The organism is Bradyrhizobium sp., from assembly GCF_019244115.1.
In the GTDB taxonomy this organism is placed as follows: Bacteria; Pseudomonadota; Alphaproteobacteria; order Rhizobiales; family Xanthobacteraceae; genus Bradyrhizobium.
In genome coordinates this window covers 15638-30058 of sequence record NZ_JAFATE010000227.1, presented here as the reverse complement: position 1 = coordinate 30058, position 14421 = coordinate 15638, and the positions used below count along the sequence as shown (strand labels likewise).

The 14421-nt window shown below is 63.2% G+C and carries 14 protein-coding genes and 1 pseudogene; 9 read left to right on the top strand and 6 right to left on the bottom strand.

The annotated features are described in order from the left end of the window. Positions 1-11 precede the first annotated feature (11 nt). Positions 12-278: a 30S ribosomal protein S20 gene (rpsT, locus tag JOZ76_RS10260; RefSeq protein ID WP_291698512.1), complete on the bottom strand. Its 267-nt coding sequence runs from the start codon at positions 276-278 to the stop codon at positions 12-14. Between the two features lie 387 nt (positions 279-665). Here rpsT and JOZ76_RS10255 point away from each other — a divergent pair, with 387 nt between their 5' ends. The 3 genes from JOZ76_RS10255 to JOZ76_RS10245 all read left to right on the top strand — a co-directional run bounded on the left by JOZ76_RS10255 (position 666) and on the right by JOZ76_RS10245 (position 2645). Further along, the gene (locus JOZ76_RS10255) at positions 666-983 is read left to right on the top strand and encodes a hypothetical protein (protein ID WP_291698511.1); all 318 of its coding nucleotides are present in this window, start codon (positions 666-668) and stop codon (positions 981-983) included. A gap of 106 nt (positions 984-1089) precedes the next feature. Continuing rightward, positions 1090-1746, top strand: a complete 657-nt coding sequence (gene msrA / locus JOZ76_RS10250) for a peptide-methionine (S)-S-oxide reductase MsrA (RefSeq protein WP_291698510.1) — start codon at positions 1090-1092, stop codon at positions 1744-1746. Between the two features lie 179 nt (positions 1747-1925). Further along, positions 1926-2645, top strand: a complete 720-nt coding sequence (locus tag JOZ76_RS10245; RefSeq protein ID WP_366938556.1) for a polysaccharide biosynthesis/export family protein — start codon at positions 1926-1928, stop codon at positions 2643-2645. 109 nt (positions 2646-2754) lie between these two features. On the opposite strand, the pseudogene JOZ76_RS10240 reads toward JOZ76_RS10245, so the two are convergent. Both JOZ76_RS10240 and JOZ76_RS10235 read right to left on the bottom strand, forming a co-directional pair. After that, positions 2755-3428: pseudogene (locus tag JOZ76_RS10240) on the bottom strand (dienelactone hydrolase family protein). Positions 3429-3496: 68 nt separating this feature from the next. Beyond that, positions 3497-3856, bottom strand: a complete 360-nt coding sequence (locus JOZ76_RS10235) for a hypothetical protein (RefSeq protein WP_441300008.1) — start codon at positions 3854-3856, stop codon at positions 3497-3499. 409 nt (positions 3857-4265) lie between these two features. Between JOZ76_RS10235 and JOZ76_RS10230 the strand changes: the two genes are divergently transcribed. From JOZ76_RS10230 to JOZ76_RS10215, 4 genes are all read left to right on the top strand, one after another. After that, the gene (locus JOZ76_RS10230; RefSeq protein ID WP_291698508.1) at positions 4266-4757 is read left to right on the top strand and encodes a (2Fe-2S)-binding protein; all 492 of its coding nucleotides are present in this window, start codon (positions 4266-4268) and stop codon (positions 4755-4757) included. Then, a complete protein-coding gene (locus JOZ76_RS10225; RefSeq protein ID WP_291698507.1) occupies positions 4754-7045 on the top strand; it encodes a xanthine dehydrogenase family protein molybdopterin-binding subunit in 2292 nt (763 codons plus the stop codon). Before JOZ76_RS10230 ends, JOZ76_RS10225 begins: the two co-directional genes overlap by 4 nt. Before the next feature lie 212 nt (positions 7046-7257). After that, positions 7258-8355 (top strand): HD-GYP domain-containing protein, encoded by a 1098-nt coding sequence (locus tag JOZ76_RS10220; RefSeq protein ID WP_291698506.1) that lies wholly within the window; start codon positions 7258-7260, stop codon positions 8353-8355. 187 nt (positions 8356-8542) lie between these two features. Further along, complete coding sequence (locus JOZ76_RS10215; protein ID WP_291698505.1) at positions 8543-9838, top strand: cytochrome P450; 1296 nt, start codon at positions 8543-8545, stop codon at positions 9836-9838. A 180-nt stretch (positions 9839-10018) separates the two neighbouring features. On the opposite strand, the gene JOZ76_RS10210 is transcribed toward JOZ76_RS10215, so the two are convergent. The 3 genes from JOZ76_RS10210 to JOZ76_RS10200 are packed head-to-tail and all read right to left on the bottom strand — an operon-like array spanning position 10019 to position 12725. Beyond that, positions 10019-11740: an amidohydrolase gene (locus tag JOZ76_RS10210; protein WP_291698504.1), complete on the bottom strand. Its 1722-nt coding sequence runs from the start codon at positions 11738-11740 to the stop codon at positions 10019-10021. Beyond that, positions 11737-12288: a 2'-5' RNA ligase family protein gene (locus tag JOZ76_RS10205; protein WP_291698503.1), complete on the bottom strand. Its 552-nt coding sequence runs from the start codon at positions 12286-12288 to the stop codon at positions 11737-11739. The genes JOZ76_RS10210 and JOZ76_RS10205 overlap by 4 nt, the downstream gene beginning before the upstream one ends. Positions 12289-12305: 17 nt before the next feature. Continuing rightward, a complete protein-coding gene (locus JOZ76_RS10200; protein WP_291698502.1) occupies positions 12306-12725 on the bottom strand; it encodes a VOC family protein in 420 nt (139 codons plus the stop codon). A gap of 125 nt (positions 12726-12850) precedes the next feature. Here JOZ76_RS10200 and JOZ76_RS10195 point away from each other — a divergent pair, with 125 nt between their 5' ends. Together JOZ76_RS10195 and JOZ76_RS10190 are read left to right on the top strand one after the other, a co-directional pair. Then, complete coding sequence (locus tag JOZ76_RS10195) at positions 12851-13828, top strand: Bug family tripartite tricarboxylate transporter substrate binding protein (RefSeq protein WP_291698528.1); 978 nt, start codon at positions 12851-12853, stop codon at positions 13826-13828. 266 nt (positions 13829-14094) lie between these two features. Next, complete coding sequence (locus tag JOZ76_RS10190) at positions 14095-14400, top strand: DUF3551 domain-containing protein (protein WP_291698501.1); 306 nt, start codon at positions 14095-14097, stop codon at positions 14398-14400. Positions 14401-14421 lie beyond the last annotated feature (21 nt).

Genomic DNA, 14421 nt, shown 5'->3' with positions numbered 1-14421 from the left:
CAGTGATCGTCTCACTTCGCGAGCTTTGCAATCTGATGCGTAAGGCGCGACACTTTCCGGCTCGCGGTGTTGCGGTGAACGATGCTGCGCTGTGCCGCGCGCATGAGTTCCGGTTCCGCGCGCGCCATGGCTTTCACCGCAGCGTCACGATCGCCGCGCTCGATGGCGTCTTCGACGAGACGCACGGCGCCACGCATCTGCGTGCGACGCGACTTGTTGATCATGGTGCGGCGGGCAATCTTGCGCGTCGCCTTCTTGGCGGAAGTCGTATTGGCCATGGTTCAAGTATCCTTCGGCGGTGACCGTTCGCTTGCAATCTGCGGTACTGGCGCGCTCCGGTCGCTCAACCGCCTGACCGATGCTGCTGGGTTTGTCGTGTCCTCGAGAATGCGGCCGCCGCGGTCGATCCGCAGCCGGTGCGCCACCAAGCCAATCCGCCCGGGGTACCCGGCGCCGCTCAAAGAACAGCGGCGGCGGGATTGCGCCCGCCGCCATCGCCGCCCTTATAGAGGGGGGGATTGCCATCGTCAACGCCTTCGCGGTGCTTTCGGGGCGTTCGGAAGCGCTCGCGGCGCAGCTTAACTCCCTGAGCCGGTTGAATATCCACTCCCACCCCATTATTGCGAGATCCGGCGCGACGAGGATAGCCCAGGAATAGGTGATGCATGATCCGCGGTTTCTTCCGACTTGTGGGGCTTTTGCTGCTGGCGGGTGGTTTCATCTTCATGGTCTATGACGGCGCGCGCTGGGTCGCCGACCAGACCCTGCGTTTCACCCAGTTCGGTCAGTTTTGGAACGATATTCACCAGTCCAGCCAGCAGGCGTTCCGCGCCTGGGTGGAAAGCAAGGCGCCGTGGCTCTGGACCTCGGTCATCAGGGTGGTCCTGGAACAGCCAGTCTTCGCCGTTCTCGGCGTGCTCGGTATCCTCCTGATCCTGCTGTTCCGTCCACGCAAACCGCTGATCGGCTATTCGCGGGACTGACAAGGCAGCGTAACGAGGCTGCTGCGAGCCGCGTAATGACCTATATAAAGGCGCGGTCGAGGCTCGATCCGAGGCATCAGCCTGATGTGCCGCCTGGAGGTCATCCATGTTGTTCATGCGCAAATCCACCGTCGTTCCGAGCGCCGCCGAGGCGCTGCCCGGCCGCTCCGAGCCGATCCCCACTGCCACCAGCCATTTCGTCAATGGCCGCCCGCTGCAGCCGCCTTATCCGCAGGGCCTGGAACAGGCCGTGTTCGGGCTTGGCTGCTTCTGGGGCGCCGAACGGAAATTCTGGGAACTCGGCGACGGCATCTACACGACCGCCGTCGGCTATGCCGGCGGGCACACGCCCAACCCCACCTATGAGGAAGTCTGCTCCGGGCGCACCGGACATACTGAGGTGGTGCGCGTGGTGTTCGATCCGAAGCAGATTCCGTACGAGAAGCTGCTGAAGACGTTCTGGGAGAATCACGACCCGACGCAAGGCATGCGTCAGGGCAACGATGTCGGCACCCAGTATCGGTCCGCGATCTATACCTTCAGCGACGCGCAGCGAGTGGCCGCGGAAGCCTCGAAGGCGGCGTATCAGAAGGCGCTGTCAGCGAAGAGCATTGGCGGCATCACGACCGAGATCGCGCCCTCGGGACCGTTCTATTTCGCCGAGGACTATCACCAGCAATATCTGGCCAAGAATCCGGCCGGCTATTGCGGGCTCGGCGGCACCGGCGTGTCCTGTCCGATCGGCGTCGGTGTCGGCGCCTAGAGCCTTTTCCGTTCCGATTGAATCGGAACGGAAGCATCCGCATCTGGTCACTTGCCAAAGCGTCGACGGGTGACGGAGACGACCTCGAAAACCGTTTCTTAACTATAACGGGCGCAGAACTGGAGTGGTCTCTTCGAGGGCTTAATCCGGTGCGTGGGCGCGCGTTTCAATTGCCGATGATGGCTGCCATGACGGCACTTGCGCTGTCGGGCTGCATGCAGACCGGCTCGCCCACAGCATCGATGCAGCCGAGAAGCGACCTCGATGCGATGGCCTATGGCCCGCCGCCGACCCCTGCCCCCGCCGCCGCAGACAACAGCGGTGGTGGAGCGATCAGCGCGTTGCGCGCCGGTTTCTCCTCCGCCTCGCTCCGCGCACCGTCCCCCGCTCCCGCCGTCGTCTATGCCGCTCCGCCTGCGCCCGCCGCCGCGCCGGTCCCCGCCGCCTACCATCTCGATGCCGGCGACAAGCTTCGCATCGTGGTCTATGGCCAGGAGGGCCTGACCAACACCTATATGCTCGATGCGTCCGGCGCGATCACCATGCCGCTGATCGGTCACGTGCCGGCACGCGGCCGCACGCCGGCGGGCCTTGCCGCCGACATCACCGCGCGCTTGCGCAACGGCTATATCCGCGAACCGTCGGTGGCTGTCGAGGTCGAGGCCTATCGGCCGTTCTTCATTCTCGGCGAAGTCGCCGCGCCCGGCCAATATCCCTACGTGCCGAACATGACAGTCGAGAGCGCGGTGGCGATCGCCGGCGGCTTCTCCCCGCGCGCTCGGCGCGACTACGTCACGCTCACGCACACCGATGCCTCCGGCACCTCGCGCATCACGGTGCCGATGGGCACGCCGATCGGACCCGGCGATACCGTGCAGATCGGCGAGCGCTGGTTCTGACGAACGACGAAGTCCTTCCTCATCCCGGGGCGCGAGTGAAACGAGCGAACCCGGGATCTCGAGATTCCGGGTTCGGTGCTTCGCACCGCTTCGGAATGACGTGGCTAAACTACTGGTGCAGGTGCTTCGCAAAGAACGCCAGGCTGCGCGGCCAGGCGATTTCGGCGCTGGCCTTGTCATAGCTGGCACGCTCGTCGCAATGGAAGCCGTGCTGTGCGCCGGGATAGACGAAGACCTCGACTTCCGGCCGCTTGGCTTTGATCGTCTCGACGTCGCTCAGGGGAATGCCCGCATCCTTCTCGCCGAAATGCAATTGCGTCGGCACGCAGGCTTGTCGTCGGCAAAGCGCACGATCGCGCCGCCATAATAGCCGACCGCGGCTGAAAGCCCGGAGAGTTTGGTGGCGGCGGCATAGGCAATGCTGCCGCCGAGGCAGAAGCCGATGATGCCAACGGGACCCTTATCTTTTACCGCATCGATCGCTGCCTGGATGTCGCGCAGCATTGCGGGAAAGTCTGGATTGGCGACGAATTTGCGGGCATTCGCGATCTCATCCGGCGAATAACCCGAGGTGAAATTGGGCTCGATGCGGTCGAAGATCGAAGGCGCGATCGCAACATAGCCCTCTGCCGCGAGGCGGTCGCAAACGCTGCGGATGTGATGGTTGATGCCAAAAATCTCCTGGATCACGACGATGGCGCCTTTCGGCGTCCCGCTTGGATCGACGTAGTAGGCGCCGAGTTCAAAACCATCCGAAGCCTTCAGCCTGATATCCTGTCCCACCTTGTCATCATCCATCAGTTCGAGGTTGGTGTTTGAGAATCTTCGGGATGGGCTGAAAAGGGGAGCGGCTATCGCCACATCCAGTTCTGGCCATAGTCCGCTTTCCATCCGGTCAGCCGTCCGTTCCTGAATTGCAGAAACAGCCGGTCGTGGTGGTTGATCAGCCCGCTGCCGCCGAGACTGCGCAAGGCGAGATAGATTTCCGCGCGCGGCGGGCCGCCGACGTAGTGCAAGGCTTGTCCAAGCGCCCGGGAAGTGTCCTCGACATTCATTCCGATGACGAGCGGCGTGTTGTTCGACAAGGTCGCGGTGAAGGGCGGGCGGCCGTCGGGTGGCAGGGCGTGATCGGTGAAGGTTCCGGCCTTGGCGGCCTTCTGCCCCGCAAACGTCACAGTCGCGACGAGGGCAGCGGTGGCGATCCTCATCATCATCGAGCCAACCTCTTACACAGCCTCGGCAAGCTATCCCAGGAATGTCGGGGCCGCGTCAATCGAAGCCTGCGGCTGATCGGTCACGGGCACCGCAGTTTCGGAGCCTGCGCTTCTTGCTTTTCGAGTTACGGTCCGCTTGCCGACCATGTAGCGTGATCAGTTACCTCCTGGAAACCGGGCTTTGGGCAGAGGTCCATGCGGCCGCGCATGGGCTGTCCCGTTCGACTGTCGAACGAAAAGGGTGGCTGCCGCAACGCACAACGCAAATTTCCTCGTAGGTCCGTTGCACGGTCAAGCGAACGCGATCATTCTCGCGCGCAAGGCTGGCATCGACCCGGTGGGTGCCAGCTACCCAAAAGTGAGTTGCCGCCGTAAGCGGCTCCATGCACCGGCAGGGGAAGAAACAATGGCTACTCTGAATATCAACGGACATAACATGTCCGTCGATGCGGCGGGCGATTCGCCGTTACTCTGGGCCATCCGCGAGCAATTGCAGATGACCGGCACCAAATTCGGCTGCGGCGCGGGCCTGTGCGGCGCCTGCACCGTTCATGTCAACGGCGAGGCGGTGCGATCGTGCCAGACCCTGGTGAGCGATGTGGTCAGCAAGAAGATCACCACCATCGAAGGCCTCTCCGCCAAGGGCGACCATCCGCTGCAAAAAGCCTGGATCGCCGAGCAGGTGCCGCAATGCGGCTACTGCCAGTCCGGGCAGATCATGCAGGCGGCGTCGCTGCTTGCGAAGAACAACAATCCGACCAGGGAGGAGATCGTCGCCCACATGGACGGCAATCTCTGCCGCTGCATGACCTATTCGCGAATCCAGAAGGCGATTTTGCGCGCAGCATCGGAAATGCGGACTGCCTCCAACACTGCGACCGAGCGGAGGGCCACATGAATACGCACGTGAAAATCCAAAGCGGTGAAGCCACCGATCTGAGCCGCCGCTCATTCCTGGTCGGCACCGCCGCGACCGGCCTCGTGCTCGGCTATTCGGCGATTCCCGGTGCGGGCGAAGCGCTGGCCGCGACCGCAGCAGCCAGCAATTTCGAGCCCTCGGTCTGGTACGCGATTGCGCCCGACGGCATCGTCACCGTGACTTGCGGCAAGGCCGATATGGGTCAGCACATCGCCTCCACCATGGCGCAGATCGTCTGCGAGGAACTCGGCGCCAACTGGAAGGACATGCGCGTTCAACTCGCCTCCAACGATCCGAAGTTCAATGACCCCGTGCTGGGGGCGCAGATCACGGGCGGCAGCTGGTCGACGATGATGAATTTTGAGGCGATGAGCCGTGCAGGCGCCGCGGGTCGAATTGCCTTAACGGAGGCGGCAGCAGGCGCAATGGGCGTGCCGGCAAACGAGCTCGTCGTTCGCGACTCCGTGATCTCGCATCCGAAGTCGAAGAGGTCGATGACGTTCGCGCAGATCGTCAAGAGCGGCAAGGCGACGAAAACCTTTACGCCAGACGAGCTCAAGTCGATCACGCTGAAGACGCCCGACCAGTACACTCTGATCGGCGTCTCGGTGCCGCAGCTCGACATTCCCGACAAGACTCGCGGCGCCGCCAAATACGGCATCGACGTGATGCTGCCGGGCATGGTGTACGGCAAGGTAGTGACGCCACCGGTGCGCTATGGCGCGACGGTGAAGTCGGTCGACGACACTGAGGCCAAGAAGGTGCCGGGCTTCATCAAGGCCGTGACCCTCGACGACAAGACTGCTACGACGACCGGTTGGGTGGTCGCAGTGGCCAACACCTATGCCCAGGCTCGCAAGGCGGCGGATGCGCTCAAGATCAGCTATGATGGCGGTCCCAACGCAAAACTGTCGAGCCAGTCGCTGCTCGACGAGGCCAAGCGGCTGCAGGCGCAGGACGATTCCGGCCAGTATTTTGTGAAAGACGGCGATCCGAGCGCGGCGCTCGGCTCGGCAGCAAAAGTGGTGGAGGCGGAATACACCACCAACATCAACATCCATGCTCCGCTGGAGCCGATGAACGCGACCGCCGAGTTCAAGGGCGACATCCTGCACGTCTACTCCGGCAACCAGTTTGCGACGCGCTCCGGCGCGATCGCCGCAGGGGCTGCCGGGATAGATCCGAAATATGTCGTGATGCACCAGATGTGGCTCGGCGGCGGTTTTGGCCGCAGGCTCGATGCCGACATGATGGTGCCGGCGGTGCAGGCGGCGAAAGCGGTCGGCAAGCCGGTCAAGGTCATCTACTCGCGCGAAAATGATATGACGATGGATTTCTCGCGACCCCTGACCTACCAGAAGATCAAGGCCGGTCTCGACGGCGATGGCAAGCTGATCGCGATGAGCCACGACGTAGTCTCGGCCTGGCCGACCGCGCGCTGGGGAATCCCCGATTTCCTGACGCCCTCGGTCGACAAGAAGGGTCCGCTCGACTCCTTCACGGTGAATGGTGCGGACTTCTTCTACACCGTGCCCAACCACTACGTGCGGGCGATCAAGAACGAGATGGCGCACAATGCCACCCCGTCGGGCCAGCTGCGGTCGGTCGCACCGGGCTGGACGTTCTGGGCGGTAGAAAGCATGATCGACGAGCTCGCGCATCAGGCGGGCAAGGATCCGGCGCAGTTCCGCATCGAGCTGCTCGACGGCAAGGGCGACAACACCGGTGGCGCGCAACGTCTGCGCAATACGCTGCTCGCCGCGATGGGGCTTGCCGGCTACGGCACCAAGGAGCTGCCGAAAGGCGAGGGCATGGGCGTCGCCTGCGTTTCCTCGCAGGAGCGCAAGACCGCAAGCTGGACCGCCTGCGTGGCCCATGTTGCGGTCGACTCCTCAGGCGGCGTCAAGGTGAAGAAGCTGACGGTGGCAACCGATGTCGGCACCCAGGTGCATCCCGACAACATCCGTGCCCAGGTCGAGGGCGCGGCGCTGTGGGGATTGTCGCTGGCGATGTACGAAAAAGCGACGCTGGCGAACGGTGGCATCGAGCAGACCAACTTCGACAGCTACACGCCGCTGCGCATGAGCCAGATGCCGGAGGTCGCCGTCGCCGTGATCGCCAATGGCGAGCATGCGACGGGTGTCGGCGAGCCGGCGGTGACCGTGGTTGCGCCGGCCATCGGCAATGCGGTCTTCAATGCCTGTGGTGCGCGCGTGCGCGAGCTGCCGATCACGGCGGAGGCGGTGAAGGCGGCGATGAAGGCCTGATTCCGTTCCCCGATTGCGAACTGCAAGCCGCCGGAGGTTCACCTCCGGCGGTTTTGTTTAAAATTGCACTTATTCGACGGCCGGCTTCGCGGATGGGTTTTGTTAAACTTGTAGGATCGCCAGAAGGTAGAATCTTGAGGATCTCTGTTAAGTCGGACTGAAGGTGTCGTCGGCTAAGTTCAACTGACGACCGCCGGCAGCGAGCAGGGGACATGACAGCGACCGCGAAACAATCCTCGACCAAGCGCCATCTGCTGCTTGCGTCGGATCGCAGCGACCACTCCAGTGAAGTCGCAAGCATTCTGAGATCGGTCGGCGATGTCGATGTCCTGCCGACCGACGCAATCCCCGACCGGCCGGACGGCCGCTTCTCGGGCGTGGTCGTCGACATCAACCTGCGTTCGCCGCAGAGCGTGCAGCGGGTCCGCAACAAGCTGCGGAACGAGGCCTATAACGGCGTGCCGCGGCTGTTCGTTCTCGCCGAAGCGCTGCATCACGCCTCGATGCAGGCCTGGGCACTGGGCGCGACCGATACGATCGCGCGGCCTTTCGATCCCGAAGACGTCCTGCAGCGCATTCGCGCCGCTTTCCCCGACAGCGAGATCTACGACGCGACCGATCGCGGCAAGATGCTGAACGCGGGCGTGGCGGCGGCGCATGAGGTGATGGTCAGGATTTTCGAACGGCTTCCGACCGGCGAAGCCTTGACGCTCAACGACGTGATCGCGGCGGAGAAGAAGATCCTCAAGGCGATCAGGCATTGCTCGCTGCGGGAATGGCTGACTGCGGTCGGCTGTCACCATGTCGACACTTATCGTCATTGCCTGTACGTGACCGGCTTTGCGGTGGCCTTCGCCCAGCATCTCGGCATGCGCGAGGACGATCAGCGGCGGCTGGTGCGCGCCGCGCTGTTGCACGATGTCGGCAAGGCGTTCATCGCCCGCGACATCCTGGACAAGCAGGGCAAGCTGACGGCCGAGGAAATCGCCGAACTGCGCCAGCATCCCGTTCGCGGACAGCAGGCGTTGATGCAGCAGGGTGGCTTCCCGCTTGAGATGCTCGATGTCGTGTTGCATCACCACGAGTTCCTCGACGGCTCGGGCTACCCGCATGGCTTGCGCGGGGAAAGGATCAGCGACATCGTGCGCCTGATCACCATCGTCGACGTCTATTCGGCGCTGGTGGAGAAGCGGGCCTATCGCCTGCCGTTCAGCCGTGACCGTGCCTTTGCGATCATGGAATCGATGGGCGCCAAGCTCGACCAGCAGCTCCTGCAGGCATTCCGCCCGGTGGCGATGGGCACCGCCTAAGCGGTCGCGATCGCCGGCGTCCGCGCACGATCGATGTCTTGACCTGCAGTGCAATCTGGAACGGAAGCGCATTGCTTCCGCGCGCGAAGCAGCGTTGCATCGTCGGCCATTTCGGAGACAATGGGACGCGACCGGCACCGCCCGAACGGCCGCCAGCGCAGCTTTCGTATTCGCGCAAGGAGCCCTCATGGATGCGACGGCCACCTCGAACGAGGATCTCGACATTCCCGCCGATATCGCGGCGACGCTGATCGATCCCACTGCCTATGCCGATGCCCGCATCCACGACGCCTATCGCTGGCTGCGCGCCAACAATCCGCTCGGCATCGCGCGGCCGGACGGATATGCGCCGTTCTGGGTCGTCACCAGGCACGCGCATATCGCGGCCATCAGCCGCCAGAACGAGCTGTTTCACAACGCCGACCGGCCGACGACGCTGTCGACGATGGCGTTTGAGGCGCGCGTGCGCCAGATCACCGGTGGGTCGAACCTGGTGCGTTCGCTGGTGCAGATGGATGCGCCGGATCATCCGAAATATCGGGCGCTGACGCAGGGCTGGTTCATGCCTGCCAATGTCGCGAAGTTCGAGCCGCGCATCCGCCAGATCGCCCGCGCCACCGTGGAACGGATGATCGCAAAGGATGGGCGATGCGATTTCGTCGCCGACGTCGCGCTCGGCTACCCCCTGCATGTCATCATGGAGATCCTCGGCGTTCCGGAGAAGGACGAGCCGCGCATGCTGCGCCTGACGCAGGAGCTGTTCGGCTCGCAGGATCCGGACAAGGCACGGATCAGGGAGCAGCTGACGGCGGAACAGATCGCCATGATGCTGCAGGCGGTGATCAATGACTTTTCCAGCTATTTTCGCGGCATCACCGAGGACCGGCGCCGTCATCCGCGCGACGACCTTGCAACCGTCATCGCCAACGCCAGGATCAATGACGATTATCTGCCGGAGCACGATGCTGCAAGCTATTACATCATTGTCGCGACCGCCGGTCACGATACCACATCGTCCTCGACCGCGGGCGCGATCTGGGCGCTCGCCGAGGATCCCGAGCAGTTTTCGATGGTCAGGGCCAATCCCGAGCTGATCCCGGGGCTGGTCGACGAGGCGATCCGCTGGATGAGCCCGGTCAAGCATTTCATGCGGAGCGCCACCGCGGACACCGAACTCGGCGGCCGCGGGATCGCGAAAGGCGACTGGCTGATGCTGTGCTACGCCTCGGCCAATCGCGACGAAGAGGTGTTTGACGAGCCTTACCGCTTCCGCTGCGAGCGCAAGCCGAACCGGCACATCGCGTTCGGCTATGGCGCGCATCTCTGTCTCGGACAATATCTCGCCAAGCTCGAGATGCGCATCCTGTTCGAGGAGCTGCTGCCGCGGCTGAAGTCGATCTCGCTCGACGGCGAGCCCGTCATGACGCAGGCCGTGTTCGTCAACGGACCGAAGCGATTGCCGATCCGGTTCGAGCTGAATTGAGCGGCCGGTCCGCTTGTTTCGTCATTCGAGGAGCGAAGCTCCGGAGCTTCGCTCGCAATGACGGAGTGTAGGGTGGGCAAAAGGCGCGTCTTCGCGCCGTGCCCACCACATATCCGCAGCGCGGCTCGATGGTGGGCACGCTTCGCTTTGCCCATCCTACACCGCAGCTTCTGCTGGCGCCTATTGCTTCGTCGGCGGCAGCAGTGCCGCAAACGGCCCTTCGGCATGAACGACGCGGCCGCCCACCATGGTGAGGAGCGAGCGGATCTTGCCGACCTCCTTCACGGGCGCGGTCATGTAATCGGCCGTGAGCACGGCAAGATCGGCGGCCTTGCCCGCCTCCAGCGTGCCGCGCCAGCTATCGTCATTGGCCATGAAGGCCGGATTTTTGGTGTACATCTCGAGCGCCTGGCGGCGGCTCGGCGCCTCGGCTTCGCCACGCGTCGTGACGCCGCCGATCGTGGTGCCGTCGAGATACCATTGCAGCGACACGAACGGATTATAGGACGACACCCGATGCGCATCGGTGCCGCCGGCCACCACGAGCCCGAGTTTGAGCGCCGTTGCGATCCGCGGCATGTCCCGCGCGCGCTCGACGCCGACCTCCTGCTGCAGCCGCTCGCCGCCGAAATAGAGCCCGTCCTGCACACCCCAGATCAGCCCGAGCGATTTCATCCGCTTCAGATTGTCGTCTGACGCGTTGTAGAGGTGCAGGACAGTCCAACGCAGCTTTGCAATGGGATAGTCGCGATTGATGTCCTCGATCACGTCGAGCAGATCGTGCACCGTGCGGTCGGGATTCCAGTGCAGCTGGATGGTGTAGCCCTTGGCGGCGGCCCAGCGCAGAAGCTCGGCGAGCTTTGCCTTGCCGTCCGGCGTGATGTCGCCGTCGGTCCAGTCGGCCCAGATCAGGATTTCGCCGGGCCCGTTGAAATGCAGCATGTCGTCGCCAAACCCTTGCGGCAGCAGTTGCGTCAGGTTTTGCAGGTCGGCGAGCTCGCTGCCCGGTTTTGGCGCGCAGAGGTGGTAGGCGACGCGGACCGTGAGCTCCTTGTCGTGCCACAGCTTGAAGACGGCCTGATAGCTCGCCGGATACATGCTGACGCCGCCGCCGTCGACGATGCCGGTGATGCCGAGGGAGCTCATCTCGCGGAAGAATTTCTTGGAGCCCTCGACCTGCTGCGCCAGCGTCGGCTTTGGCAGCTTGTCAAAGATCTTGCCCAGCGCGCTGCCGCCGGCAACGATGACGCCTGTCGGCTTGTCGTCGGCGCCGAGCTCGAGCTTGCCGCCAGGGGTGACGTCGTCATCGCCATGGATGTTCAGCGTCTCCATCGCCTTCGGTGACAGGAGCAGCCAATCGTAGAGATGCTGAATGTAGACGGGATTTTGCGGCGCGGCCTCCGCAACCTCCTGCGGCGACGGCCGGCGCTTTTCGGAAAACTGCTCCTCGGTCCAGCCGCCGGCGACAACGATCCAGGATCCGGCCGGCTGCGCCGCGGCGGCCTGCCGGATTTTTTCGAGCGCCTCCTTCAGGCTCGGCACGCCGATCCAGTTGACCTCGGTGCCGAAGGTGAGCGCGGCGCGCACGCCGTGGATATGGCCATCCGTGAGGCCCGGGATCACGGTCCGGCCGCCGAGATCGATCAGCCGCGTGTGCCCGTCCGCAAGCTTCTTGATGGCCTCAGTCGTACCGGTCGCAAATACCTTGCCGTCCGCGATCGCCACGGCCTCGCGAATCGAAAACTCCGTATCCACGGTCATGACCTTGCCGTTGAACAGCACGGTGTCGACGCCCTGGGCAGAGGCGGCGCTCACCGCGATGGCGAACGCAAATCCGCAGATCGATCGTAAAGAGTTGGTTCCACAAAGCCCGCCGACGCGCATCGCCTTCCTCCCTCTCATGATTTTTTCGTCACGGCTGAGCGCAGGCGCGACTCAGCCGCCACGTTCAACGGTTCGAGTCTCACGCAATCGATGATATCGAAGGTGACGCGCAGACCGCCACAAAACGCATTGGCGAACGCCTGCGCATCCGTGTTGCGGTCGGCACAGATGCGCATCGCCAGCGTGCAATGCGGAACCCAGCTTCCCGGCCTGTAGTGCGGGTGGCAAAGCCCGGGATCGATGGCGGCATGAATCTGATCGTGAATGTCACGCAAGGCCGTTTTCGGCTCGGGATCGGCCCACAAAACCAGCGGCGGTCCGTCGAACGTCCGGATCCGATCGAACGACAGTTCAATGGCCGGCCTTCCTTCGGCCACCCGCTCCAATATGGCGATCGCGGCCTGGTCGCTGGGAGCCGGCGAACTGTAGATGGCGAAGGTGATGTGCGGCGGGTAGTTCAGGGCGCGCATTGACGGAAAGTCCTCGAAGGCGCTGGCCTGATCCCACAGCGACATGATCGCGTTGGCCGTCACGTCGAGGCTCTTCACGGTCAGGGCGAACGGCATGAATGTGTGCTCGAACGTTACGAGGCGCCGTCGTCATATGACGAAATCTCGATCAGGCTGCCGTCGGGATCGCGGCAATAGACCGAGCGCAGCGTACCGCGGGCGCCCTGTTTGGCGACCGGGCCTTCCTCGATCCTGATTCCCTGGGCGGCAAGATGCGCGACCACCTCGTCAGGCGTGCTGGAGGTGAGAAAGCAGAGATCGTCGCTGCCAGCGGCTTCATGATCGGCAGTGAACCAGTCCTCCTTGTCAGCGTCTTTCGGCCGCACGTTGATCTTCTGGTTGCCGAAAACCAGGGAGGTCCGTGGCGTTTTGCCCTGACCCGGGTCGAACACCCTGACCTCCATGCCCAAAACCCGTTGGTACCATTCCGCACTGCGCGCCACGTCGGCGACGTTGATGACGAGATGGTCGAGCGCATGAACCTTGACCGGCATGGATGATCCCTATCGTCCCAGAGCATGGGTCGCGTGCGCCGACCATGCTTTCCGCCCTGCACTTTGCTTGTTACAACGCCGTCCGCAAGCAATTCAAGGATAACGAAATTCGGGAGAAACTGGACATGATTTCACGGCGTGCCGCGCTGGAAATGGCAGCAGGTGGCTTTTCCTTTCTTTTGGCACCGCTGCGGCAGGCTGCGGCGGCCGACTATCCGACGCGGCCGGTGCGCTTCATCGTGGGCTATCCGCCGGGCGGCGCGACCGATATTCTGGCCCGGCTGATCGGGCAGCGGCTGTCGGAACGGCTCGGTCAGCAATTCATCGTCGAGAACAAGCCGGGCGCGGGCAACAACATCGGCACCGAAGCCGTCGTCAAGGCCGACCCGGATGGCTACACGGTGCTGCTGGTCAATCCCGCCAACTACATCAACACCTCGCTTTATGCCAATTTGAGGTTCAACTTCGTGCGCGACATCGCGCCCATCGCCTCCTTCAACCGCGTGCCCAACGTGATGACGGTGAACAAGGACGTGCCGGCCAAGAATGTCGCCGAGTTCATCGCGTATGTGAAGGCCAATCCCGGCAAAGTGAACATGGCCTCCTCCGGCAACGGGACATCGGTGCATCTGTCCGGCGAGATGTTCATGGCGATGACGGACGCGAAAATGCAGCACGTGCCCTATCGGGGCGCAGCGCCGGCGATCACCGATTTGCTGGCCGGCCAGGTGCAGGTGATTTTCGACAACATGCCCTCGATCATCCAACACATCCGCGCCGGTTCCCTGCGCGCGCTGGGCGTCACGACGGCAGAACGTTCGCCGCAGTTGCCGGAGGTGCAGGCGATTGCGGAAACGGTTCCGGGCTACGAGGCGAGCGCGCTGTTCGGCATTGGCGCTCCAAAAGATACGCCCAGAGAGATCATCGACAAGCTGAACAAGGAGATCAATGCAACTTTGGCGGAGCCGGAGTTGCGCAAGCGCCTGGTCGAGCTTGGCGGCGAACCCTTGATTCAATCGCCGGAAGCTTTCGGCGACATGATCAAGGCCGAGACCGAGAAATGGAAGAAGGTGGTGGAATTTGCCGGCCTGAAGGTTGAATAAAGTTAAGGGACCGCGCGCGTTGAATCTGATATCGTCGCGTGTCCCGGTTTCTGACATTCATGTCATGTTGCCGTGGGCTCGCTCACGAAGACCAGGACCGAACGACACTGGCAGGATTTTGAAACCTGGTGTGGCTTGGATCCGACATTCGTAAAGGCAAGGCGCAGATCGGCGGTCGCGGATGTGAGATTCGTCACATCAGTTCTGGAATTGGCGCGCTGTAATTCGAGCGATTGACGACTTCATATGGAGAAAGGAACAAGATCATGCGCAAACTGATGACGGCCATCCTGGTGTTATCGGCAACGGCCATGACGACGGTCGCCGCAGACGCGCGCAACAACCGTTCGCCGCTGGCCGACTATTATTTTGGCGAGCACGTCTATCCCTGGTGCGCGCAGGGCCGCGGTGTCGGCTATCCCGGCGACTGCAACTATGCGACCTACAGCCAGTGCGAGGCCTCGGCCTCAGGGCGTGGCCTCTATTGCAACGTCAATCCCGTCGTGGCGTTCGCACGCGTCCGGCAGGGGCTGCCGGCCTATCCGCCAGTGGACCGTTACGGTACCTACTAGGGCCCAAGTCACGGTCAGCTG

Excerpts from the sequence above, each read along its gene's own strand:
- JOZ76_RS10235 (WP_441300008.1), bottom strand. The coding sequence starts at position 3,856 with ATGATGAGGATCGCCACCGCTGCCCTCGTCGCGACTGTGACGTTTGCG.
- JOZ76_RS10200 (WP_291698502.1), bottom strand. The coding sequence starts at position 12,725 with ATGCCGGTCAAGGTTCATGCGCTCGACCATCTCGTCATCAACGTCGCC.
- JOZ76_RS10220 (WP_291698506.1), top strand. The coding sequence starts at position 7,258 with ATGACAGCGACCGCGAAACAATCCTCGACCAAGCGCCATCTGCTGCTT.
- JOZ76_RS10230 (WP_291698508.1), top strand. The coding sequence starts at position 4,266 with ATGGCTACTCTGAATATCAACGGACATAACATGTCCGTCGATGCGGCG.
- JOZ76_RS10215 (WP_291698505.1), top strand. The coding sequence starts at position 8,543 with ATGGATGCGACGGCCACCTCGAACGAGGATCTCGACATTCCCGCCGAT.
- JOZ76_RS10245 (WP_366938556.1), top strand. The coding sequence starts at position 1,926 with ATGGCTGCCATGACGGCACTTGCGCTGTCGGGCTGCATGCAGACCGGC.
- JOZ76_RS10210 (WP_291698504.1), bottom strand. The coding sequence starts at position 11,740 with ATGAGAGGGAGGAAGGCGATGCGCGTCGGCGGGCTTTGTGGAACCAAC.
- JOZ76_RS10255 (WP_291698511.1), top strand. The coding sequence starts at position 666 with ATGATCCGCGGTTTCTTCCGACTTGTGGGGCTTTTGCTGCTGGCGGGT.
- rpsT (WP_291698512.1), bottom strand. The coding sequence starts at position 278 with ATGGCCAATACGACTTCCGCCAAGAAGGCGACGCGCAAGATTGCCCGC.
- JOZ76_RS10195 (WP_291698528.1), top strand. The coding sequence starts at position 12,851 with ATGATTTCACGGCGTGCCGCGCTGGAAATGGCAGCAGGTGGCTTTTCC.
- JOZ76_RS10190 (WP_291698501.1), top strand. The coding sequence starts at position 14,095 with ATGCGCAAACTGATGACGGCCATCCTGGTGTTATCGGCAACGGCCATG.
- JOZ76_RS10225 (WP_291698507.1), top strand. The coding sequence starts at position 4,754 with ATGAATACGCACGTGAAAATCCAAAGCGGTGAAGCCACCGATCTGAGC.
- msrA (WP_291698510.1), top strand. The coding sequence starts at position 1,090 with ATGTTGTTCATGCGCAAATCCACCGTCGTTCCGAGCGCCGCCGAGGCG.
- JOZ76_RS10205 (WP_291698503.1), bottom strand. The coding sequence starts at position 12,288 with ATGCCGTTCGCCCTGACCGTGAAGAGCCTCGACGTGACGGCCAACGCG.